This is a genomic window from Micrococcus sp. KT16, from assembly GCF_003315015.1.
Lineage (GTDB): Bacteria > Actinomycetota > Actinomycetes > Actinomycetales > Micrococcaceae > Micrococcus > Micrococcus luteus.
The window spans coordinates 1-22,153 of sequence record NZ_QNRG01000014.1; the positions used below are offsets into that span (position 1 = coordinate 1).

At 72.5% G+C, this 22,153-nt stretch carries 17 protein-coding genes and 1 tRNA gene; 15 read left to right on the forward strand and 3 right to left on the reverse strand.

Annotated elements, in window-relative coordinates:
• Window positions 1–583: 583 nt before the first annotated feature.
• Window positions 584–1,600 carry a CNNM domain-containing protein gene (locus tag DE149_RS09860; protein WP_036337237.1) on the reverse strand — a complete coding sequence of 339 codons (1,017 nt, stop codon included), beginning with the start codon at window positions 1,598–1,600 and terminating at the stop codon, window positions 584–586.
• The gene (locus DE149_RS09865) at window positions 1,600–3,021 is read right to left on the reverse strand and encodes a hemolysin family protein (RefSeq protein WP_036337238.1); all 1,422 of its coding nucleotides are present in this window, start codon (window positions 3,019–3,021) and stop codon (window positions 1,600–1,602) included. The genes DE149_RS09860 and DE149_RS09865 overlap by 1 nt, the downstream gene beginning before the upstream one ends.
• A gap of 1,357 nt (window positions 3,022–4,378) precedes the next feature.
• Between DE149_RS09865 and DE149_RS09875 the strand changes: the two genes are divergently transcribed.
• From DE149_RS09875 to pyk, 14 genes are all read left to right on the forward strand, one after another.
• Complete coding sequence (locus DE149_RS09875; RefSeq protein WP_010078767.1) at window positions 4,379–4,642, forward strand: phosphoribosyl-ATP diphosphatase; 264 nt, start codon at window positions 4,379–4,381, stop codon at window positions 4,640–4,642.
• A gap of 53 nt (window positions 4,643–4,695) precedes the next feature.
• Complete coding sequence (gene hisG / locus DE149_RS09880; RefSeq protein ID WP_036315380.1) at window positions 4,696–5,544, forward strand: ATP phosphoribosyltransferase; 849 nt, start codon at window positions 4,696–4,698, stop codon at window positions 5,542–5,544.
• Window positions 5,545–5,590: 46 nt separating this feature from the next.
• On the forward strand, window positions 5,591–6,361 hold the full coding sequence (gene hisF, locus DE149_RS09885) for an imidazole glycerol phosphate synthase subunit HisF (RefSeq protein WP_036382782.1): 771 nt from the start codon (window positions 5,591–5,593) through the stop codon (window positions 6,359–6,361).
• A gap of 44 nt (window positions 6,362–6,405) precedes the next feature.
• Window positions 6,406–6,786, forward strand: coding sequence for a phosphoribosyl-AMP cyclohydrolase (hisI, locus tag DE149_RS09890; protein WP_036382780.1), 381 nt, complete (start codon window positions 6,406–6,408; stop codon window positions 6,784–6,786).
• The gene (locus DE149_RS09895; protein ID WP_113914419.1) at window positions 6,783–8,333 is read left to right on the forward strand and encodes a chorismate-binding protein; all 1,551 of its coding nucleotides are present in this window, start codon (window positions 6,783–6,785) and stop codon (window positions 8,331–8,333) included. The genes hisI and DE149_RS09895 overlap by 4 nt, the downstream gene beginning before the upstream one ends.
• Window positions 8,333–8,938 (forward strand): Trp biosynthesis-associated membrane protein, encoded by a 606-nt coding sequence (locus DE149_RS09900; protein ID WP_036338648.1) that lies wholly within the window; start codon window positions 8,333–8,335, stop codon window positions 8,936–8,938. The genes DE149_RS09895 and DE149_RS09900 overlap by 1 nt, the downstream gene beginning before the upstream one ends.
• A gap of 125 nt (window positions 8,939–9,063) precedes the next feature.
• Window positions 9,064–9,387 carry an HGxxPAAW family protein gene (locus tag DE149_RS09905; RefSeq protein ID WP_010078761.1) on the forward strand — a complete coding sequence of 108 codons (324 nt, stop codon included), beginning with the start codon at window positions 9,064–9,066 and terminating at the stop codon, window positions 9,385–9,387.
• Window positions 9,388–9,392: 5 nt separating this feature from the next.
• A complete protein-coding gene (gene trpC, locus DE149_RS09910) occupies window positions 9,393–10,199 on the forward strand; it encodes an indole-3-glycerol phosphate synthase TrpC (RefSeq protein WP_063189271.1) in 807 nt (268 codons plus the stop codon).
• Between the two features lie 29 nt (window positions 10,200–10,228).
• Window positions 10,229–11,554: a tryptophan synthase subunit beta gene (gene trpB, locus DE149_RS09915; protein ID WP_060973957.1), complete on the forward strand. Its 1,326-nt coding sequence runs from the start codon at window positions 10,229–10,231 to the stop codon at window positions 11,552–11,554.
• The gene (gene trpA / locus DE149_RS09920) at window positions 11,551–12,357 is read left to right on the forward strand and encodes a tryptophan synthase subunit alpha (RefSeq protein WP_020624216.1); all 807 of its coding nucleotides are present in this window, start codon (window positions 11,551–11,553) and stop codon (window positions 12,355–12,357) included. Before trpB ends, trpA begins: the two co-directional genes overlap by 4 nt.
• A gap of 2 nt (window positions 12,358–12,359) precedes the next feature.
• The gene (gene lgt, locus DE149_RS09925; RefSeq protein ID WP_020624215.1) at window positions 12,360–13,367 is read left to right on the forward strand and encodes a prolipoprotein diacylglyceryl transferase; all 1,008 of its coding nucleotides are present in this window, start codon (window positions 12,360–12,362) and stop codon (window positions 13,365–13,367) included.
• 204 nt (window positions 13,368–13,571) lie between these two features.
• Entirely contained in the window at window positions 13,572–18,224 is a 4,653-nt protein-coding gene (gltB, locus tag DE149_RS09930) for a glutamate synthase large subunit (protein ID WP_113914420.1), read from the forward strand.
• Window positions 18,217–19,677 (forward strand): glutamate synthase subunit beta, encoded by a 1,461-nt coding sequence (locus DE149_RS09935; protein ID WP_020624213.1) that lies wholly within the window; start codon window positions 18,217–18,219, stop codon window positions 19,675–19,677. Before gltB ends, DE149_RS09935 begins: the two co-directional genes overlap by 8 nt.
• 76 nt (window positions 19,678–19,753) lie before the next feature.
• On the forward strand, window positions 19,754–21,241 hold the full coding sequence (gene pyk / locus DE149_RS09940) for a pyruvate kinase (RefSeq protein WP_113914421.1): 1,488 nt from the start codon (window positions 19,754–19,756) through the stop codon (window positions 21,239–21,241).
• An 18-nt stretch (window positions 21,242–21,259) separates the two neighbouring features.
• Here the strand turns inward: pyk and DE149_RS09945 are convergent, their stop codons facing one another.
• On the reverse strand, window positions 21,260–21,856 hold the full coding sequence (locus tag DE149_RS09945; protein ID WP_113914422.1) for an ANTAR domain-containing response regulator: 597 nt from the start codon (window positions 21,854–21,856) through the stop codon (window positions 21,260–21,262).
• A gap of 175 nt (window positions 21,857–22,031) precedes the next feature.
• Here DE149_RS09945 and DE149_RS09950 point away from each other — a divergent pair.
• Window positions 22,032–22,113 (forward strand) — tRNA-Leu (locus tag DE149_RS09950).
• The last annotated feature ends 40 nt before the right edge of the window (window positions 22,114–22,153 follow it).

A 22,153-nucleotide genomic window follows, 5' to 3' on the forward strand; every position in this document is an offset into this window, starting at 1 on the left:
CCTTGATGTGATCGACCGGCAACTCGCCGAGCTCGCGCAGCTACGCACCACGATCGCCGACCTGCGCGAGGACGCCGCCGCCGGCGACCCGGCCACGTGCTCCCCCGAGGATGTCTGCCGCTACCTGTGACACCGAAGTTCACGGGCCCGTGGCAGCGCATGGCGGCCCACTCTGTTGCGTTGGGGTGTTAGACCTTTCGCAACGGTTCTGTTGCGCGGGGTGCACCCTATCGCGACGCCTATTCCTCCGGCCTGCCGTCGGCCGCTGTCCCGGTGAAGGATCGGCTTGCGGAACGTGAGCCTCACTCGCAGCGCCCTCTTGCCCGCGTGCTTGGAGGCCGCCACTGAGCTCCGACAGAACCCCGCCATATAGCGGCGCAAGCCACACATGACACCGGGCGGCACACCGAGCAGCCGCCACAAACGACCGATTTAGCCGTTACACGCCCGTGAGTCGGAGCATGACTGAGCCCATTGAGGCCGGAATGGGGGGCGAGGCCACTGTGCCGATTCTGATTCTTTGTCCACACCACCGCGGGGGCCGTTTCAGCGGCCCCCGCGGTGGTGTTGCCGAGGTGTGGACTCAAGCCGCGCGGGGCAACACTCCGCGCAAGACGTCGGTGAGGGTGACGACCCCAGTGAACCGGTTGTCCTGGGTTACTGCGGCCAGCTGGCGGCTGTTGCGGCGCATGGAGGCAAGTGCTTCGTGCAACGGTGTGGTGGAGGGCAGCGTCAGAGCCTGCTGGATAAGCGGCTGGATTGGCGCAGAAGGCTCCATCGTGAGGGTGTCCCGCACGTGGACGACGCCCGGAACGCTCTCAGGGGTATGGTCCGGCTGGACCAGGATACGCAAGTGCCCTGAGCACGCAGCGGCATTCTGGACCGCCTCGACGTCGGCGTCGGGGGCGACCTTGACCGGGTGCTGACCCTGGGGGAGGAGGTCCCCGAGAGTGAGGGTCTGAAGGTCCAGGGCACCGGCCAAGGCTTCATGGTTCTGCCGGTCCAGGGTGCCGGCGGCGGCGGAGTGCTCAACCAGCTGACGAATGGCCGCTGCGTCGTAGCCGCCCACGGCGGCTTGGTCCACGGGGGTGACGCCGCTGAGGGTCACCAGGCGGTTGGCCAGCCGGTTGGCCAGCAGCAGCAGGGGGCGAACGGTCCAGACGAAGGCGCGTGCGGGCACGGCCACGGCTTTGGCTGCGGTCTCGGGGTGGGCAATGGCCCAGGACTTGGGGGCCATCTCCCCGATGACCAGGTGAAGGAAGGTCACGGCCAGCAAGGACAGGACGAAGGAGGCGGTTCCGGCTGCCGCTGCGGGGATGCCCCAGTCCTCCAGGACGGGGCCGAGCCATGCGTCGACGGCCGGCTTGGTGATCGCCCCCAGGGCGAAGGTGCACAAGGTGATGCCCAACTGGGCTGCGGCGAGCATGAGGGTCAGCTCGTCGACTCCCTTGAGAGCGGCCCGCGCGGCGCGGCTGCGTCCTGCCTCGGCCTCTAGCCGGTGCCGGCGGGCGCCCAGCAGGGAGAACTCCATGATGACGAAGATCGCGCTGAGCACGATCAGCGCTGTGGTCACGAGCATGACGATCAGTGGACCGTGCATCATCGCTCCTCGTCCGTGGTGGCGTCGGGCTGGGCCTCGTGGGCGGCATGGCTGCCGGCGGTGTCAGAGCGGGGCACCTCGATGAGGTGGATCCGCAGTCGAGCCGGGACCCTGCGTTGGATGGAGAGGACCTCGACCTGCAGGTGGCGGTCGTAGACCTCCTCAGCCCCGAAGTCTCGTGGGTCCTCGGGCAGGTCGATCGTGATGACCTCGCCTTCCCGGGGCAGACGGCCCAGAGCGTCGATGGTCAGACCGGCGGCGGACTCGGCCTCGGTCACGGGCAGGGGGTGCCCGACGAGGCGCTCGAGCTCGTCCAGGTGGGCCTCTGCGCTCAGGACCCAGGAGTGCAGGCCTGTGGCGGTGATCTCCTCCTGGGGGTGCAGGTCGTGCTCGTCCGTGAGCTCGCCCACGAGCTCCTCCGCGAGGTCTTCCACTGTGAGCACGCCGACGAAGCCGCCGAACTCGTCCACGATGCACGCCATCTGCTGCCCTGAGCCGTCGAGCTCCCGGGCTGCGTCGGGCAGGGACATCATCGTGGGCAGCACCAATGCAGGGCGCATCAGGGCGGACACGGGGGTGTCCGGGGCCATCCGGGTCTCACCGAGCAGGTCGGTGAGGTGGACTACCCCGAGCGGTTCGTGTTCGTTCGAGATCACCGGGTAGCGGGTGTGGCCGGTGGCCATCAGGTCGCGCACCTGAGCCAGGGAGGTCTGGGGCTGAACCTCGTCCACACGCGAGCGGGGCACCATCGCGTGCTGCACGTCCTGGTCTGGGAAGTCCAGCACCCGGTCGATCAGGACGGAGACCTCCGCGGGCAAGGATCCGGAAGCTCTGGAGTCCAGGGCAATGCGGTCCAGGTCCTCGGCGGAGGCGGTGCTGTCGACGTCGTGCACTGGCTCGATGCGCAGGAGCTTGAGCAGCACCTCGGCCGCCTTGTCGAAGACCCAGATGAGCCAGCCGAACAGGCCGAGGTAGATCTGTGTGGGCCGGGCCAGAGCGCGGGCCAGGGGCTCGGGGTTGGCGATGGCCAAATTCTTGGGGTATAGCTCGCCGATGATCATCTGCACCAGGGTGGCCACCACCAGTACGCCCAGCGTGGAGATGGCGATGACCACTTCAGAAGGCAGTGCGGTGCCGCCGAGCAACTCGGTCAGGGCCGCACCCACCATCGGCTCTGCCACGTAGCCCACCATGAGGCCTGTGACCGTGATCCCCAGCTGCGCGCCGGAGAGCATGAAGGAGGTGCGGCGAGTGACCTGCAGTGCGCGGGCGGCGGCGCGGTCGCCGGCCTTGGCAGCGGTCTGCAGGCGGACGCGGTCTACAGACATGTACGCGAATTCCTGGGCCACGAAGAAGCCGTTGGCGGCGATGATCGCCAGGATGATGAGGGATCCGAGGATCAGTGTCAGGACTGGATCCATGCCTGAGTCACCTCCCCACGAGGTGCAGGCGACCCCGCCAGCTGCGGGGTGGGGTGGGGGTGACGCTCGGACTGTCACCAGGGCAGGCGGCTGGGCCGTCGCTCATGTATTCAGGGGCTCCATAAAGGGTCGAATGAATAATGGCGGCACATTACCACCGGTAACCGGTCGCAGGGCAAGGTGGGGTGTGGCCTCGCCGCCGACATCGGGCATCTGCCCGCCAGGATGTCCAGCCGGGTATACCCCTTTACACGCCCCGTCCGCCCACGAGAGCATCACGTCAGAAACGGTCCCAAACCGAGCTGTTGGACAGAAGTGTCGGAGGGTCTGAGACGTGGTGGGACAGACCGTCGGGTGCGTGTGAGGCCACCCCCGTGGGAGTCGGCCGACGCCCCGCACCCACGAACGTCGGCTCACGTCAGGGCGAGCATGGCGACGCGCCGAGGGGACGGGCGCCGAAGCCTTCTCCCGATAGAACGAGCACGTGGCGAGCCGGTGGTTGAGGGGGCCCGGCACCAGGTCTGCGACGAAGGCCCATGAGGATCTCCAGCCCCGGAAGCCAGGCTCCAGCGCTGGGCAGCTCGGCACTGCTGGGCAGCCGAGCCATCTCCACGAGCTGCGCATCACCGGGATCCCGCTCCCATTCCATGCCTTCCACCGCATTGCCCGTGGCCACCCGCCAGCGGGAGAGGATCTTCTGCGCTCGCTGCAACCGGGCGCTCACTCGGTGTGCGGGACGGGATGGGTCGCCTTCATCGTGGTGGGTCATGCTCCAGTTCGCGGGTCCGAGCGCGGGGCTCTGCTCCTCGTCCGGGAAGGGGAGGAGGGCCACGACGGCTACCCCCAGATCCTCTCGCCGCATCATTCCTGTTCCCCGTCGGCGACGTGGGCGCGGCCGCGCCGCCCGCCGGTGACCTCCAGGGCCTGGACCCGAGGCCCGGACGCGTGGACAGTCGACGAGATGGATGTGTGCGTCGCGGAAGAGATCTGGTGCGGTGGGCCCGGGCGGGGTTCGGGGCAGTGATCGACCTGGTGGTGTCTCAGGTGTGCAAGGAGCGGTGTCGTCGCTGGGGTCAGAAACGAGCGTGTCGTGCCCACCTGTCGGAGGTCGCCCGGGCCATGCGTGCGGACCGGACGGGCACGTTCAGCCCGTCATCCCCACGTCCACGGCCGCCTCGCGCGCGTGCCCCGATGGGAGTGAAGGAACGTGCAGACATGGGAGGGGGAGGACGCTGAGCGGCCGGCACGTCCCACGTGGGCCCGTAGGTGCAGCGCGTGGCGAAGACCCCGCCGTCCCGTACGTCACAATGACCGACTCCGGTCTGGGCTGGAGGGGCAGGGTCGCTAGGGTGGTCCCGTGAAGACCTTCGACGAGCTGTACGCGGAACTGACGCGCAAGGTGCAGGAGCGCCCCGAGGGCTCCGGCACCGTGGCCCAGATCGACGCCGGCGTCCATGCGATCGGCAAGAAGGTCGTCGAGGAGGCGGCCGAGGTCTGGATGGCCGCCGAGTACGAGTCGGATGAGGCCGCCGCCGAGGAGATCTCGCAGCTGCTGTACCACGTGCAGACCATGATGATCGCCCGCGGCATCAGCCTCGAGGACGTCTACCGCCACCTCTGAGGCCGCCGGCCCCGTTCCCCGCCCGCCCCACCGCACCCCGAGGAGACCGACGCGTGCTGCGCATCGCCGTGCCCAACAAGGGCGCCCTGTCCGAGTCCGCCCGTGAGATCCTGACCGAGGCCGGCTACCGGCAACGCCGGGACTCCCGCGAGCTCGTCCTCGTGGACCCCGAGAACAACGTCGAGTTCTTCTACCTGCGTCCCCGGGACATCGCCGTCTACGTCGGCCAGGGCACCCTCGACGTCGGCCTGACCGGCCGCGACCTGTTCTGCGACGCGCAGGTGGGGGACACCGCCGAGGAGATCATGGCGCTCGGCTTCGGCCGCTCCGTGTTCCGTCTCGCTGCCCCCGTCGGCTCCTTCACCTCCGCCGAGCAGCTCGCCGGCAAGCGCATCGCCACGAGCTACGACGGCCTGCTCTCCGACTACCTGGCCCGCACCGGCCTGGACGCCACGGTGGTCCACCTCGACGGCGCCGTGGAGTCCTCCGTCAAGCTCGGCGTGGCGGACGCGATCGCCGACGTCGTGGAGACCGGCAGCACTCTGCGCGCCGCCGGCATGGAGGTCTTCGGCGAGCCCATCCTCGACTCGGAGGCCGTGCTGATCGGCCGCGCAGGGGAGCGCCCCGAGGGCCTCGACGTGCTGCTGCGCCGCCTCAAGGGCGTGCTCGTGGCCCGCCGCTGGGTCATGATCGACTACGACATCCGCCGTGACCTGCTGGAGGCGGCCACCGCGGTCACCCCGGGGCTGGAGTCACCGACGGTCTCCCCGCTGCGGGACGAGACGATGGTCGCCGTGCGCTCCATGGTCCGCAAGCCGGACGCCAACCGCGTCATGGACGAGCTGTACGCCCTGGGCGCCCGCGGCATCCTGATCTCCGCGATCCACGCGATCCGCCTCTGACGGCCCGCGCCGTCCCGCCCGAGCCCCCCGAGACGAAGGAGCCGACGTGAGCCTCGCCGTGCGTGTCATCCCCTGCCTGGACGTGGACGCCGGGCGCGTGGTCAAGGGCGTGAACTTCGAGAACCTGAGGGACGCGGGCGACCCGGTCGAGCTCGCTCGCCGCTACAACGCCGCGGGCGCCGACGAGATCACGTTCCTCGACGTCACCGCCTCCACCTCGGACCGCGCCACGACCTACGACGTCGTGACCCGCACGGCAGAGGAGGTCTTCATCCCGCTGACCGTGGGCGGCGGCGTGCGCACCGTCGAGGACGTGGACCGGCTGCTGCGCACGGGGGCGGACAAGGTCTCCGTCAACACGGCGGCCGTGGCCCGGCCCGAGGTGATCACGGAGATCACCCGCCGCTTCGGGTCCCAGGTCCTCGTGCTCTCCCTCGACGCCCGGCGCACGGAGGACCCGGGCTGCGCCTCCGGCTACGAGGTCACCACCCACGGCGGCCGCCGGGGCACCGGCATCGACGCCGTCGCCTGGTGCCGGGAGGCCTCCGAGCGCGGGGTGGGGGAGATCCTGCTCAACTCGATCGACGCGGACGGCACCCGCGAGGGCTTCGACCTGGAGATGATCCGGGACGTGCGCGCCGTGACGCGCGTGCCGCTGATCGCCTCCGGCGGCGCCGGCGAGCCCGAGCACTTCCCGCCCGCCGTCGCGGCCGGCGCGGACGCGGTGCTCGCCGCCTCCCTGTTCCACTTCGGCCCGGACGACATGCTCGCCCGCGTCAAGGACGCCCTGCGGCAGGCGGGGCACACCGTCCGCTGACCCCGGCGGCCACGCCCCGCTCCGGCTCCCTAGACTGGACCTCCATGAGCATCTCCCCGCCCGACGACCTCGTGGCCTCCGTGACCTTCGACGACCGGGGCCTGGTGCCCGCCATCGCCCAGCAGGAGGGCACCGGCGAGGTGCTCATGATGGCGTGGATGAACGAGGAGTCCCTGCGCGCGACGCTCGAGACCGGCTGGGCCACCTACTGGTCCCGCTCGCGCGGCGAGCTGTGGCGCAAGGGGGAGACCTCGGGCCACCTGCAGCGGGTGCGCGCGGTCCATGCGGACTGCGACGGCGACACCCTGCTGCTCACCGTGGACCAGACCGGCCCCGCCTGTCACACGGGCACCCGCACCTGCTTCACCGGCCGCGAGCTCGTCATGCCGCCGGCCGCCGTCGACCCCGAGGAGGCCGCCCGATGACCGCCGCCACCACTCCCTCCCGTGCGGAGTTCCTGCGTCTGGCGGACACCGCCCGCGTGATCCCCGTGGTCCGCACGGTGCTGGCGGACGGCCTCACGCCGCTGGCGATCCATCGGCGCCTGGCCGGCTCCCGCCCCGGCACCTTCCTGATGGAGTCCGCCACCCCGGGCGCGGCCTGGTCCCGGTACAGCTTCATCGGGGCCGGCTCCGCCGTCACCCTGACCTCGCGAGACGGCGAGGCGCAGTGGCAGGGCACCCCGCCCGAGGGGCTGCCCACGCAGGGCCGAGCCCTGGACGTGCTCGCGGCGTGCCTGCGCCTGCTGCGCACGGACGTGCGCGCCGAGATCGGAGGCGTTCTGCCGCACCTCGTCTCCGGCATGGCCGGCTTCCTGGGGTGGAACACGGTCCGCGCGTGGGAGCGCCTGCCGCACCCGCCCGAGGACCACCTCGGCCTGCCCGACCTCGCGATGAACCTCGTCACCGACCTGGCCGTGCACGATGCCCTCGACGGCACCGTGACGCTGATCGCCAACGCGGTGAACGGCAACGGCCTGGCCACCGGCGCGGACCGCGCCTACGACGACGCGCTCGCCCGCCTGGACGCCATGGTGGAGCGCCTGGCCGCCCCGGCCGCGGACCCGGTCAGCGACGTCCCGCGCCGCTGGCTCGAGGCGGACGCGGACGAGGTCGCCGCCCAGGCCGAGGACCGGTGGGGTGCCGAAGGCTTCCGCGAGGCCGTCGCGAAGGCCCAGCGGGCGATCCGCGACGGCGAGGTGTTCCAGGCCGTCGTCTCCCGCCGCCTCTCGGTCACCACGGACGCCACCGGTCTGGACGTGTACCGCGTCCTGCGCATGGTGAACCCGAGCCCCTACATGTACCTCTTCTCCTTCGAGACCCCGGACGGGGAGCCGTACGAGATCGTGGGCTCCTCGCCCGAGGCGCTCGTCACCGTGCGGGACCGCCGTGTGGTCACCCATCCGATCGCCGGCTCACGGCGGCGCGGGGCCACCGAGGAGGACGACCGCCTCCTCGGCAAGGACCTGGTGGAGGACGAGAAGGAGCGGGCCGAGCACCTCATGCTCGTGGACCTCTCCCGCAACGACCTCTCGCGCGTGTGCCGCCCCGGCACCGTCGAGGTCACCCAGTTCATGGAGCTCGAGGCGTTCAGCCACATCCTCCACCTGGTCTCGCATGTGGAGGGCCGCATGCGCGACGACGTCGACGCGCTCGACGTCCTCCGCGCCGCCTTCCCCGCCGGCACGCTGTCCGGCGCCCCGAAGCCCCGCGCCCTGCAGCTGCTGGACGAGTGGGAGCCGACCGAGCGCGGGCCCTACGGCGGCGTCGTCGGCTACTTCGACCTGGCGGGCAACATGGACATGGCGATCAACATCCGCTCGGCCACGCTGCACCGCGGCCAGGCACATGTGCAGGCCGGCGCCGGCATCGTCGCCGACTCCGATCCCGACGCCGAGACCGCCGAGACCGTCACCAAGGCGACGGCGCCGCTGCGGTCCGTGCTGACCGCGGGCGAGCTGGGGCAGGCGTGATGCGCCGCCGCACCGTGGTCCTCGCCGCGCTGGCCGCCGGCGCGCTCGTGCTGCTCACGGCGGGCCGCACCTGGGTGACCGCCACGGGCCTGTCCGGCGGGATCGCCTCCGAGGCGACGACGTCGGGCGGCGCCGCCGCGCCCGTCGCCACCGCCATGGCCCTGGTCGTGATGGCCGGTGCCCTCGCCCTGACCACCGCCCGGCGCCTCGGCGCCGTGATCGTCGGCGTGCTCATGGCGCTGGCTGGGGTCGTGATCGCCTCGACCTCGGTCACCGCCGCCCTGGATCCGGCGACGACGGCGGCCGCCGCGGTCGCCGACGCGACCGGGACCACTGCGCTCGCGCAGGACTACGCCGTGACGGCGTGGCCGTGGGTCGCGGCGGCCGGCGGCGTGCTCGCGGCGCTGTGCGGCGTCGTGGCGGCACTGGCGGGCCGTGGCTGGCGTTCGTCCCGGCGCTACGAGAAGGCGCCTGCGGCCTCCGAGCCCGGCCCGGCCGCCGCCGGGGAGCAGCCCGCGCAGTCCGCCCGCGAGGCGGCCCAGCGCCGGCGCGTGGACCAGATGGACGCGTGGGACGAGCTGTCCCGCGGCAACGACCCCACGTGAGCGCCCGTCTCTCGGACCGCCCCGCACCGCCCGGGTCGTCCCGGGTCACGCGGGCCCGGTCCCGTGCCCGCATGGCACAATGAGGGACAGTCGTCATGTACACCACGCACCAGTGAGGGACAGCCATGAGCCACACCGCGAACACCGCGCACACCGAGCCCACCACCCGTCGCGCCGCCCGCCGCGGCGCCGTCGAGGACGTCGTCGTCACCGAGGACGGCCTGGTGCTCAACGACCCGACCCACCTCGAGCTGCCGGGCCACGGCAACTCGCCCGGCGCGTGGGCCATGGTGGCGCTCGTGCTCGTCGGCTTCGTGGCCGGCTGCGTCGGCCTGCTCGCCGACTGGAGCGTCGTCGTGTGGATCGGCCTGGCCCTGATGGCCGTGGGCGTCGTCGTGGGCATCGTCGCCGGCAAGGCCGGCGCGGGTCGCGGCCAGCACGGTCACTGATCCGCGTGTCCGTCCTCCAGGAGATCATCGACGGCGTCCGTGAGGACCTCGAGCCTCGCCGCCGTGCCCTGCCCGAGGCGCGCCTGTCCGAGCTGGTGGCCGCCACCCCTGCGCCGCGCGACGCCCACGCGGCCCTGCACGGCGGACGCACCGACCCCGCGGGGATCCGGGTGATCTCCGAGGTGAAGCGGGCGAGCCCCTCCAAGGGGGCGCTCGCCGAGATCCCCGAGCCGGCCACCCTGGCCCGCGCGTACGAGCGCGGCGGCGCCAGTGCCGTCTCCGTGCTCACCGAGGCCCGCCGCTTCGGCGGCAGCCTGGCCGACCTGGACGCCGTGCGTGCCGCCGTCGATCTGCCGGTCCTGCGCAAGGACTTCACCGTCACCGAGTACCAGATCCACGAGGCCCGCGCCCACGGGGCCGACCTGGTCCTGCTGATCGTGGCCGCCCTCGACGACGCCGAGCTGGCCGGCTTCCTGCAGCTCACCGAGTCCCTGGGCATGCACGCCCTCGTGGAGGCCCACACGCCCGAGGAGATCGAGCGCGGCGTCGCCGCCGGCGCCCGCATCCTCGGCGTCAATGTGCGCAACCTCAAGACCCTCGACGTCGACCCGGCCCGCTACGCCGCGCTGGCCGACGGGCTGCCCGAGGACGTCGTCCGGGTCGCCGAGTCGGGCGTCGAGTCCGAGGAGCAGATCAAGGCCTACGCCGCCGCGGGCGCCGACGTCGTGCTCGTGGGCGAGGCCCTCGTGCGCCACGGCGCCCCCGAGGAGGCGCTGCGCGCGTTCCGCGCCGCGTCCCTCACCGTCCGCTGACCGAACCAGACCCGAGGAGCGTGGTCGCCATGAGCGCCGACCGTCCGAGCACCGAGCCCGCGATCGAGTTCGAGGGGCCGTATCAGGGTCAGGCCGGGCCCTACTTCGGCGACTACGGGGGGCAGTGGATGCCCGAGTCCCTCATGGCCGCGCTGCAGGAGCTCACCCGCACCTACGAGGAGGCGCGGCAGGACCCCGCCTTCGAGGCCGAGCTGCGGACCCTGTTCCGGGACTACGTGAACCGGCCCTCCCTGCTGAGCGAGGTGCCGCGGTTCGCCGCGGACACCCCCGGCGTGCGCATCTTCCTCAAGCGCGAGGACCTCAACCACACCGGCTCGCACAAGATCAACAACGTGATCGGCCAGGCGCTGCTCGCCCGCCGCATGGGCAAGACGCGCCTGATCGCGGAGACCGGCGCCGGCCAGCACGGCGTGGCCACGGCGACGGCGGCCGCGCTGTTCGGCATGGAGTGCACCGTGTACATGGGGGAGGAGGACACCCGCCGCCAGGCCCTGAACGTGGCGCGCATGCAGATGCTCGGCGCCGAGGTGGTGCCCGTGGCGATCGGCGCCCGCACCCTGAAGGACGCGATCAACGAGGCCCTGCGGGACTGGGTCGCCTCCGTGGACACCACGCATTACCTGATGGGCACGGTCACGGGCCCGCACCCGTTCCCCGCCATGGTGCGCTACTTCCACTCCGTGATCGGCGAAGAGGCCCGCGAGCAGATCCTGGCGCAGGCCGGCCGCCTGCCGGATGCCGTCGCGGCGTGCGTGGGCGGCGGGTCCAACGCGATGGGCCTGTTCCACGGCTTCCTCGACGACCCTGGGGTGGAGCTCTACGGCTTCGAGGCCGGCGGCGAGGGCCTCGAGACCGGCCGCCACGCCGCGTCCATCACGCTCGGACGCACCGGCGTGCTGCACGGCGCCCGCACGTACCTGATGCAGGACGAGGACGGGCAGACGATCGACTCCCACTCGATCTCCGCGGGCCTGGACTACCCGGCCGTCGGCCCGGAGCACGCCTTCCTGCACGACACGGGCCGCGCCGTCTACGAGCCGGTCTCGGACACCGAGTGCATGGACGCCTTCCTCCGGCTCACGCGCACCGAGGGCATCACGCCCGCCATCGAGTCGGCCCACGCCCTGGCCGGCGCGCTGCGCCTGGCCCGCCGCTGGGCGGACGAGGGCCTCGTGGGGCCGGACGCCCCGGAGGGTCAGGAGCGGATCATCATCGTGAACCTCTCCGGCCGCGGGGACAAGGACGTCGCCACCGCGGCGGCCTGGTTCGGCCTCGGCACGGCCACGGAGGAGAAGGACCCGCTCGAGGAGATGACCCCCGGAGAGGAGCAGTGACCGGCATGACCGTGCACTCCAAGACCGCCGCGGCCCTGGATGCCGCGAAGGTGGCCGGCCGCACCGGCCTCGTCGCCTTCCTGCCGGCCGGCTACCCGTCCGTGGACGAGTGCGTCGAGGCCGTCGTCGCCGCCGCGGACAACGGCGCCGATGTCATCGAGCTGGGCCTGCCCTACACGGACCCCGTGATGGACGGCCCCGTGATCCAGGCCGCGACCCAGGCCGCCCTGCAGGCGGGTTTCCACGTGGCCGACGTCTTCGACATCATCCGACGGGTGACCCAGCGCACTGACGCCGCGGTGCTGGTGATGACGTACTGGAACCTCGTGGACCGCATGGGCGTCGACGAGTTCGCGCGCCGCCTCGCCGAGGCCGGGGGCGCCGGTCTCGTCACCCCTGACCTCGTGCCCGAGGAGGCCGGCGCCTGGATGGAGGCCTCGGACCGTCACGGCCTGGACCGCGTGTTCCTCACCGCGCCCTCGTCCACGGACGAGCGGGTGCGCCTCACCGTCGACTCCTCCCGCGGCTTCGTGTACGCGGTGTCGGTCATGGGCGTCACCGGCACCCGCGACGCGGTGTCCACCGTCGCCGAGACCGTGGTCCGCCGGGCCCAGGATGCCGGGGCGGAGCACGTGTGCGTCGGCCTCGGCGTCTCCCAGGCCGCGCACGTCCGCGAGATCGGCGCCTACGCCGACGGCGCGATCGTCGGCACGGCCCTGGTGCGCGCGCTGACGGACGGCGGGCCGCAGGCCGTCGGCGCCCTCGCCCGCGAGCTGGCCGCCGGCGCCGTCCGGGAGGGCTGAGCATGACCGCCCTGGCCTCCCTGGCGTCCCCCGCCGCCCTCGCACCCCTGGCCGCGTTCCCCGCCCCCACCTGGGACGGCTTCGAGATCGGCCCGGTGAAGATCCACGCGTACGCGCTGAGCATCATCCTGGGCATCGTCCTGGCGCTGTGGCTCGCCGAGCGTCGGTGGCGCGCCCGCGGCGGCCCCGAGGACCGTGTGCTCGACATCGCCCTGTGGGCCATCCCGTTCGGCTTCGTGGGCGGTCGGCTCTACCACGTGTTCTCCTCACCGGACCGGTACTTCGGGCCCGGCTTCGACGGCACGGGCGACCCGATCCAGATCCTGTACGTGTGGAACGGTGGACTGGGCATCTGGGGCGCGATCGCCCTCGGCGCCGTGGGCGCGTGGATCGCGTGCCGCCGCTACGGGCTGCGGCTGACGGCCTTCGGCGACGTCGTCGCGCCGGGCATCCTGCTGGCCCAGGCCATCGGCCGGTGGGGCAACTGGTTCAACCAGGAGCTCTTCGGCGGCCCGACGACCCTGCCCTGGGGGCTCGAGGTCGACCCGGCCAGCCCGAACTTCCCGGCCGGCTACGCCCCGGACACGCTGTTCCACCCCACGTTCCTCTACGAGTGCCTGTGGAACCTGGCCGGGGTCGCGCTGCTGCTCCTCGTGGACCGCGCGCTGCACCTGCGCCACGGCCTCATGCTGTGGTCCTACGTCGCCTGGTACACCGTGGGCCGCACGTGGATCGAGATGCTGCGCATCGACGACGCCGAGATGGTCACGCTCTTCGGCGTCACCCAGCGGCTCAACGTGTGGACGTCCCTGCTGGTGTTCGTCATCGCCCTCGCGTTCATCGTCGGGATCCTGCTGCGCCATCGCGGCGCGGCCGCCGGCCCCCACGCCCACCAGAGCGTGTGGCGCGCCGGGCACGCCCCCGAGGGCGACGACGGCGCCGCCGTCGCCGCGGGCCGCTCCGGGTCCCACGCCGTGGGCGCGGCGGAGGACGACGCCGTCCGGCGCTGACCCGCTCCCCGGCGCGCCCGCGAGGGGCGCCCGGGGCCCCGGTGTCCCACATGGTGGACATTCGGCGTGTCACAGTAACGTCCGGTTCCGCACAGTGGGACGTCGCGCCCGGTAGTGTGTCTTCCACCTCGGGGCCGTCGGCCCCGTGCGTCGGGGCCAGCGCCGTCCCCGTCCGAGCCCCTGCTCTCCGGAAAGGACGGCACCATGCCCGTGGCATCCTCGCCCGCCTCGGCCCCCCGCGCGGGGGGACCGGTGGATCCCTTCGTCCGCTATGCGGACATCCCCGCCGCCCAGGGCCTCTACGACCCGTCCCGGGAGACCGAGAACTGCGGCCTCGCCGTCATCGCCACCCTGCGGGGCACCCCGGGCCACGACATCGTCCAGCACGCGCTGACCGCCCTGCGCGCGCTCGAGCACCGCGGGGCGGTGGGCGCCGACGAGGGCACCGGCGACGGCGCCGGCCTGCTGACCCAGATCCCCGACGAGCTGTTCCGTGCCGTCGTCGACGCCGAGCTGCCCCCCGTGGGCGAGTACGTCGCCGGCACCGCCTTCCTGCCGCCCGTCGACGGCGAGCGCGCCGAGGCGAAGGAGGCCGTCGAGCGGCTGGCCGAGGAGGAGGGGCTGCAGGTCCTGGCGTGGCGCGAGGTGCCCACCGACCCCTCGGCCCTGGGCGTCGGCTCCCGGGCGGCCATGCCCGCGTTCGAGCAGCTGTTCCTGTCCCTGGCGGACGGTCAGGACGGCACCGAGCCGGGGCAGTCGCTGGACGTGCGGGCGTGGCGGGTGCGCCGCCGCGCCCAGTCCCGCGCCGGCGTCTACTTCCCCTCGCTCTCGTCCCAGACGATCGTCTACAAGGGCATGCTGACGACGGCCCAGCTGGAGCCGTTCTACCCGGACCTCTCCGACGAGCGGTTCACCACCCGGCTGGGCGTGGTCCACTCGCGGTTCTCCACCAACACGTTCCCCTCGTGGCCGCTGGCCCAGCCGTTCCGCACCATCGCGCACAACGGCGAGATCAACACGGTCAAGGGCAACCGCAACTGGATGCGCGCCCGTCAGGGCCAGCTCAAGCACCCGATGCTCGGCGAGGTCCCCGAGGACCTGTTCCCGCTGATCAGCCCCATCGGCTCAGACTCGGCCTCCTTCGACGAGGTCGCGGAGCTGCTCATGCTCTCCGGGCGCCCGCTCACCCAGGCGATCATGATGATGATCCCGGAGGCGTGGGAGAACCACGCGACCATGGACCCGGCCCGCCGCGCCTTCTACCAGTACCACTCCATGCTCATGGAGCCCTGGGACGGACCGGCCGCCGTCGCCTTCTCCGACGGCACCCAGGTGGGCGCCGTGCTGGACCGCAACGGCCTGCGCCCCGCCCGCTGGTGGGTCACCGACGACGGCCTCGTCGTCCTGGCCTCCGAGGTCGGCGTCGTGCCGATCGAGCCCTCGGCGGTGGTGCGCAAGGGGCGCGTGGCCCCGGGGCGCATGTTCCTCGTGGACACCGAGCAGGGCCGGATCATCGGCGACGACGAGATCAAGGCCGAGGTCGCCTCCGCCCAGCCGTGGGAGGACTGGGTGCGCCAGAACCTCCTGGACCTGGAGTCGCTCCCCGAGCGCGAGCACGTCCGCCACACCTCCGAGTCGATCCTGCAGCGTCAGCGCATCTTCGGGTACACCTCGGAGGAGCTGCGCATCCTCGTCGGGCCGATGGCCCAGACGGGCGCCGAGCCGCTCGGTGCGATGGGCACGGACACGCCCATCGCCGTCCTCGCCAAGCGGCCCCGGCTGCTCTTCGACTACTTCGTGCAGTCCTTCGCCCAGGTGACGAACCCGCCGCTCGACGCGATCCGCGAGGAGCAGGTGACCTCGATGCGCACCGCGATCGGCCCGCAGGGCAACGTGCTCTCCCTCGAGCAGGTGCGCACCCGCCAGGTCGACGTCCCGTTCCCCGTGATCGACAACGACCAGCTGGCCCGCATCCAGCACCTGCGCGACGCCGACGGCACCCGCCTGACCCTCAAGGTGAACGGCGTGTACCGGGTGGCCGGAGGCGTCGAGGAGCTCCGCGCCCAGCTGAAGGCGATCTGCGAGCAGGTCTCGGCCGCCGTCAACCGCGGCGTGGAGTACGTGGTGCTGTCCGACCGCGGCGCCACCGCCCAGTGGGCGCCGATCCCGTCCCTGCTGCTGACCTCCGCCGTGCACCACCACCTGCTGGCCTCGGCCAACCGCACCAAGAGCTCGCTGATCGTCGAGGCGGGCGACGTGCGCGAGGTCCACCATGTGGCCGTCCTGCTCGGCTACGGGGCCTCCGCGGTCAACCCGTACCTGGCCATGGAGTCCGCCGAGGAGCTCGTGCGCACGGGAGAGGTCTCGGGCGTCACCGCCGAGCAGGCCGTGGCGAACCTGATCAAGGCGCTCGGCAAGGGCGTCCAGAAGATCATGTCCAAAATGGGCATCTCCACGGTCGCCTCCTACACCGGCGCCCAGACGTTCGAGGCGCTCGGCCTGTCCCGGCGCTTCGTGGACCGCTACTTCGTGGGCACCACGAGCCCGCTCGACGGCGTGGGCATCGACGTCGTCGCCGCCGAGATCCAGGCGCGCCACGAGTTCGCGTATCCGCCGGACGGCAACGACATCAACCCGTACCGCGAGCTCGAGGTGGGCGGCGAGTACCAGTGGCGGCGCGAGGGCGCGCCGCACCTGTTCAACCCCGAGACCGTGTTCCGCCTCCAGCACTCCACGCGGGAGCGGCGCTACGACGTCTTCAAGGACTACACGCGTCGCGTGGACGACCAGGCGGAGGAGCTCATGACCCTGCGCGGGCTCATGCGCCTGCGCACGGGCGAGCGGCCGCCGGTGCCCGTCTCCGAGGTGGAGCCCGTCGAGTCGATCGTGCGCCGCTTCTCCACCGGCGCGATGTCCTACGGCTCCATCTCGCAGGAGGCGCACGAGACCCTCGCGATCGCCATGAACCGCCTCGGCGCCCGCTCGAACTCGGGCGAGGGCGGCGAGGACCCCGAGCGCCTGCTGGACCCGGAGCGCCGCTCGAAGATCAAGCAGATCGCCTCGGGCCGGTTCGGCGTCACCAGCCTGTACCTGGCCACCGCGACCGACCTGCAGATCAAGATGGCCCAGGGCGCCAAACCCGGCGAGGGCGGCCAGCTGATGGGGACCAAGGTGTACCCGTGGGTCGCCCGCACGCGGCACTCGACCCCGGGCGTCTCCCTGGTGTCGCCGCCGCCGCACCACGACATCTACTCGATCGAGGACCTGGCGCAGCTGATCCACGACCTCAAGCGGGCCAACCCGACCGCGCGGGTCCACGTCAAGCTCGTCTCCGAGTCCGGCGTGGGCACGGTGGCCGCGGGCGTCGCCAAGGCGCGCGCCGACGTCGTGCTCATCTCCGGCCACGACGGCGGAACGGGCGCCTCCCCGCTGAACTCCCTCAAGCACGCGGGCACCCCGTGGGAGATCGGCCTGGCCGAGGCGCAGCAGACGCTCATGCTCAACGGCCTGCGCGAGCGCGTCACCGTCCAGGTGGACGGGCAGCTCAAGACCGGCCGGGACGTCGTGATTGCCGCACTGCTCGGGGCCGAGGAGTTCGGCTTCGCGACCGCCCCGCTCGTGGTCTCCGGCTGCATCATGATGCGCGTGTGCCACCTGGACACGTGCCCCGTGGGCGTGGCCACCCAGAACCCCGAGCTGCGCGCGCGCTTCACGGGCAAGCCCGAGTTCGTCGTCAACTTCTTCGAGTTCATCGCGCAGGAGGTCCGCGAGCTGCTCTCGCAGCTGGGCTTCCGCACGCTCGACGAGGCGATCGGCCACCGCGAGCTGCTCGACGTGGACGCGGCCCTGCACCACTGGAAGTCCGAGGGCCTGGACCTCTCGGGCATCCTCGCGGACCCCTCCGTCGGCCGGCGTCCGGGCCGCGAGGACGCGCCCATGCGCCGCACCACCGAGCAGGACCACGACCTCGCCTCCCACATCGACCACCGGTTCATCGCCCGGCTGGGGGACACGCTCACGACGGGCACGCCCGTCGTGATGGACGAGGCCGTCGTGAACACGGACCGGTCCGTGGGCACGCTGCTGGGCTACCACGTCACGAGCACGCGGCTCGCCGACGAGCTGGACGACGACACGATCACCGTGCGCCTGACGGGCGAGGCCGGCCAGTCCCTCGGCGCCTTCCTGCCCGCCGGCGTCACCCTGCGGCTCTCGGGCGACGCCAACGACTACGTCGGCAAGGGCCTGTCGGGGGGACGCGTGATCGTCCGCCCCGACGCCGAGGCCCCGTTCGTGGCCGAGGAGAACACCGTGGCCGGCAACGTGATCGGCTACGGCGCCACCTCGGGCCAGCTGTTCCTGCGCGGCCGCGTGGGGGAGCGGTTCCTCGTGCGCAACTCCGGCGCCACCGCGGTGGCCGAGGGCATCGGCGACCACGGCCTGGAGTACATGACCGGCGGTGAGGCGCTGATCCTCGGCGAGACCGGCCGCAACCTCGCCGCCGGCATGTCCGGCGGGCGGGCCTGGGTGCTGGACCTGGACCGGGAGGACCTGAACCCACTCGCCGTCCGCGAGGACGCCCTGATCCTCGAGGCGCCGTCCGCGCAGGACCGGCTGCGGATCGCCGAGCTGCTGGAGCTGCACCGCGCGGAGACGGGCTCCGCCGTCGCCGCCGCGCTGCTCGCCGACCTGCGGGCCGGCGGGGACGCCGCCGACGCCGCGTGGGACCGCTTCACGACCGTCCTGCCCCGGCAGTACGACCTCGTGCTGCGCACCCGTCAGGCCGCGACGGCCGAGGGACTCGACCCGGACGGGGAGGCCGTCTGGGACCGACTGCTGGAGGTGACCCGTGGCTGATCCGCGCGGATTCCTGAAGAACCGGGAGCGCGTCGAGCGCCCCACGCGTCCGGTGCCGGTGCGCATCATGGACTTCAAGGACGTGTACGTCCGCCAGGACGAGGCGATCGTGCGCACCCAGGCCGGCCGGTGCATGGACTGCGGCATCCCGTTCTGCCACTCCGGGTGCCCGCTGGGCAACCTCATCCCGGAGTGGAACGACCTGGTCCGGCGGAGACGCTGGGACGAGGCCGCCGCGCGACTGCACTCGACCAACAACTTCCCCGAGGTCACCGGGCGGATCTGCCCCGCCCCGTGCGAGGACTCCTGCACCCTGGGCATCAACCAGCCCGCGGTCACCATCAAGCAGACCGAGGTGGCGATCGCGGAGCAGATCTTCGACAACGACTGGCTCGAGCCGGTCGTGCCGGCCCGCCTGAACGGCCACACCGTGGCCGTCGTCGGCTCGGGCCCGGCGGGACTGGCCGCGGCGCAGCAGCTCACCCGCGCCGGCTTCACCGTGGTGGTCTACGAGCGCGACGAGCGCCTCGGCGGCCTGCTGCGGCTGGGCATCCCGGACTTCAAGCTGGAGAAGGACGTCCTGGACCGGCGCCTGGCGCAGATGGAGGCCGAGGGCACCCGGTTCCGCACCGGCGTGGAGATCGGCGTCGACCTGCCCTGGGACCAGCTCAAGGCCCGCTTCGACGCCGTGATCGTGGCGACCGGCGCCCCCGTGGCCCGCGAGCTGCCCGTCCCCGGCCGCGGCCTCGACGGGATCCACCTCGCCATGGACTACCTCGTGCAGTCCAACCGCGCGGTCGCCGGCGACGAGGTCCCGGACCAGATCTCCGCCGAGGGGCGCCACGTGGTGATCCTCGGCGGCGGCGACACGGGCGCGGACTGCATCGGCACCGCGCACCGCCAGGGGGCGGCGTCCGTGACGACGCTGGCGATCGGCCAGCAGCTGCCGGTCGAGCGCCCCGTCCACCAGCCGTGGCCCACGATCCCCAAGGTCCACCAGCAGACCACGGCCGACGCCGAGGGCGGCGCCCGCGCGCACCTTGCCTCCACGGTCGAGTTCCTCGGCGACGAGCACGGCCGCGTGCGCGCCCTGCGCGTGGCGGAGACCGAGTACCGCGAGGACGGCACGCGCGGGCCCAAGGCGGGCACCGAGCGCGAGGTCCAGGCAGACCTGGTGCTGCTGGCGCTGGGCTTCACCGGCATCGAGGAGGGGCTGCTCACGCAGCAGCTCGGCGTGCACGTGACACGCGGGCTCGTGGCCCGGAAGGACGGGTACGAGACCGACGAGCCGGGCGTGTTCGCGTGCGGCGACGCCGGGCGCGGCGCCTCCCTGGTGGTCTGGGCCATCGCCGAGGGGCGTGCGTGCGCGCAGGAGGTCGACGAGTCGCTCGAGCGCTGGTCCCGACTGCCGCACCCCGTGGACCCGGACGACCGCGGCCTCGTCCTCGGCTGAGTTCTCCGTCTCATCTTCCGACGCCACGCGGGCCCGCCCTCCACCGAGGGCGGGCCCGCCCCCTATCGTGGGTCGCATGCGACACGCGAAGATCATCGCCACCTTTGGGCCCGCCACCGACTCCGACGAGACCACCCGCGCCATCATCCGCGCGGGGGCGGACGTCGTCCGCCTCAACATGAGCCACGGCGACCACGCGGTGCATGAGACGTCCTACGAGCGGGTGCGTCGGCTGAGCGTGGAGGAGCGGCGCCCGGTCGCGATCTTCGCGGACCTCCAGGGCCCCAAGATCCGCCTCGGCCGCTTCACCGACGGCCCGCATCTGCTCGAGAGGGGCGATCGGATCACCATCACCACCCGGGACGTGCCCGGGACCCGCGAGCTGGTGGGCACCACCCACAAGGGGCTGCCCGGGGACGTCGCCCCCGGTGACGTGCTCCTGGTGGACGACGGCAAGGTGCGCCTGCGCGCCGTCGAGGTCACGGACACGGACGTGCTGGCCGAGGTCGAGGTGCCGGGCATGGTCTCGGACAACAAGGGGATCAACCTGCCCGGCGTGGCGGTGAACGTGCCGGCCCTGTCCGAGAAGGACGAGCGGGACCTGCGCTGGGCGCTGCGCACCGGCGTGGACATGGTGGCGCTGTCCTTCGTGCGGGACGCCGCGGACGTGGACCGGGTGCACGAGATCATGGACGAGGAGGAGCGCCGGGTCCCGGTCATCGCCAAGATCGAGAAGCCCCAGGCGGTGGAGAACCTCGAGGCCATCGTGGACGCGTTCGACGCCATCATGGTGGCCCGCGGCGACCTCGGCGTGGAGCTGCCGCTCGAGGACGTGCCCGTGGTGCAGAAGCGCGCGGTGGACCTCGCCCGCCGCTGGGCGAAGCCGGTCATCGTGGCCACGCAGGTGCTCGAGTCGATGATCGACAGCCCGCGCCCGACGCGCGCCGAGGCCTCGGACTGCGCCAACGCCGTGCTCGACGGCGCGGACGCCGTCATGCTCTCGGGCGAGACCTCGGTGGGCGCATATCCGGTCGAGACGGTCCAGACGATGGCCCGGATCATCGAGTCCACCGAGACCCACGGCCTCGAGCTCATCCACCCGCTCGGCTCGCGTCCGCGCACGCGCGGCGGCGCGATCACCCGGGCCGCCGTCGAGGTCGCGAACCAGCTCGAGATCCCGTTCCTCGCCACGTTCACCGAGTCCGGCGACTCGGCCCGTCGGCTCAGCCGCCTGCGGCCGCGTCAGCCGATCTACGCGTTCACCCACCACGAGCACACGCACAACATCCTGTGCCTGACCTGGGGCGTCTACCCGAAGATGGTCCCGTTCCAGGACTCCACGGACAAGATGACCCTCCAGGTGGAGCAGTCGCTCACATCGGAGGGCATCGCCCAGCACGGCGACCTCGTGGTCATCGCCGCCGGGTCCCCTCCCGGGGCCGTGGGCTCCACGAACACGCTGCGCGTGCACCGCGTGGGCGACGACGCCGCGGGCGGCTCGTCCGCCGCCTCGCCGCAGACGCGCGAGCCGCTCGGCTTCTGGCCGGCCCGCTCCCCGCTCTGACGAGCGCGCGGGCGCCGCTCAGCCGACCTGGTCGATGACGGCCTGCGCGACCTCCCGCATGGTCAGGCGCCGGTCCATGGAGGTCTTCTGGATCCAGCGGAAGGACTCGGCCTCGGTCAGGCGCATCCGCTCCTGGAGCAGCGCCTTGGCCCGGTCCACGATCTTGCGGGTCTCCAGGCGGTCGCCCAGGTCCCGCACCTCGGCCTCGAGGCTGCGCAGCTCGTCGAAGCGGGCCACGGCCAGTTCGATGGCGGGGACCAGGTCGGCCTCGGTGAAGGGCTTGACCACGTAGGCCATGGCCCCGGCGGTCCGGGCGCGCTCCACCAGCTCGCGCTGACTGAAGGCGGTCAGCATGACCACGGGGGCGAGCCGTTCCCCGGCGATCTCGCTCGCGGCCGCGATGCCGTCCATCACGGGCATCTTCACGTCCATCACCACGATGTCCGGGCGGTGCTCGCGCACGGCCTCGACGGCGGCGCGGCCGTCGCCGGCCTCGGCGACCACCCGGTATCCCGCCCCGGTGAGCACCTCCACCAGGTCGAGGCGGATCAGGGTCTCGTCCTCGGCGACGACGGCCCGCAGGCCGGTCTCCTCGGGAGGCGTCAGCGTGGACACGGCAGCTCCTTCGTGCGGGCCGGGACGGCGTCGGTGCGGCGCCGCTGGTGGTCCACCAGGCTACCGTGCGCGATGGGCGCGGCGCGGGCGCGGCGGCGGGGACCCTCGCCGGAAGGCCGAGGACGCCGGGTCGGGGCGCTGATAGGGTGATCGAGTCCCGCCTCCGGGCGGCACTGCCCGAATGGTGGAATCGGTAGACACGCCGCACTCAAAATGCGGTGCCGAGAGGCGTGTGGGTTCGAGTCCCACTTCGGGCACCGTCGGCGCGCGGCCACCCGCCGTGGGCGCCGTGTCCGT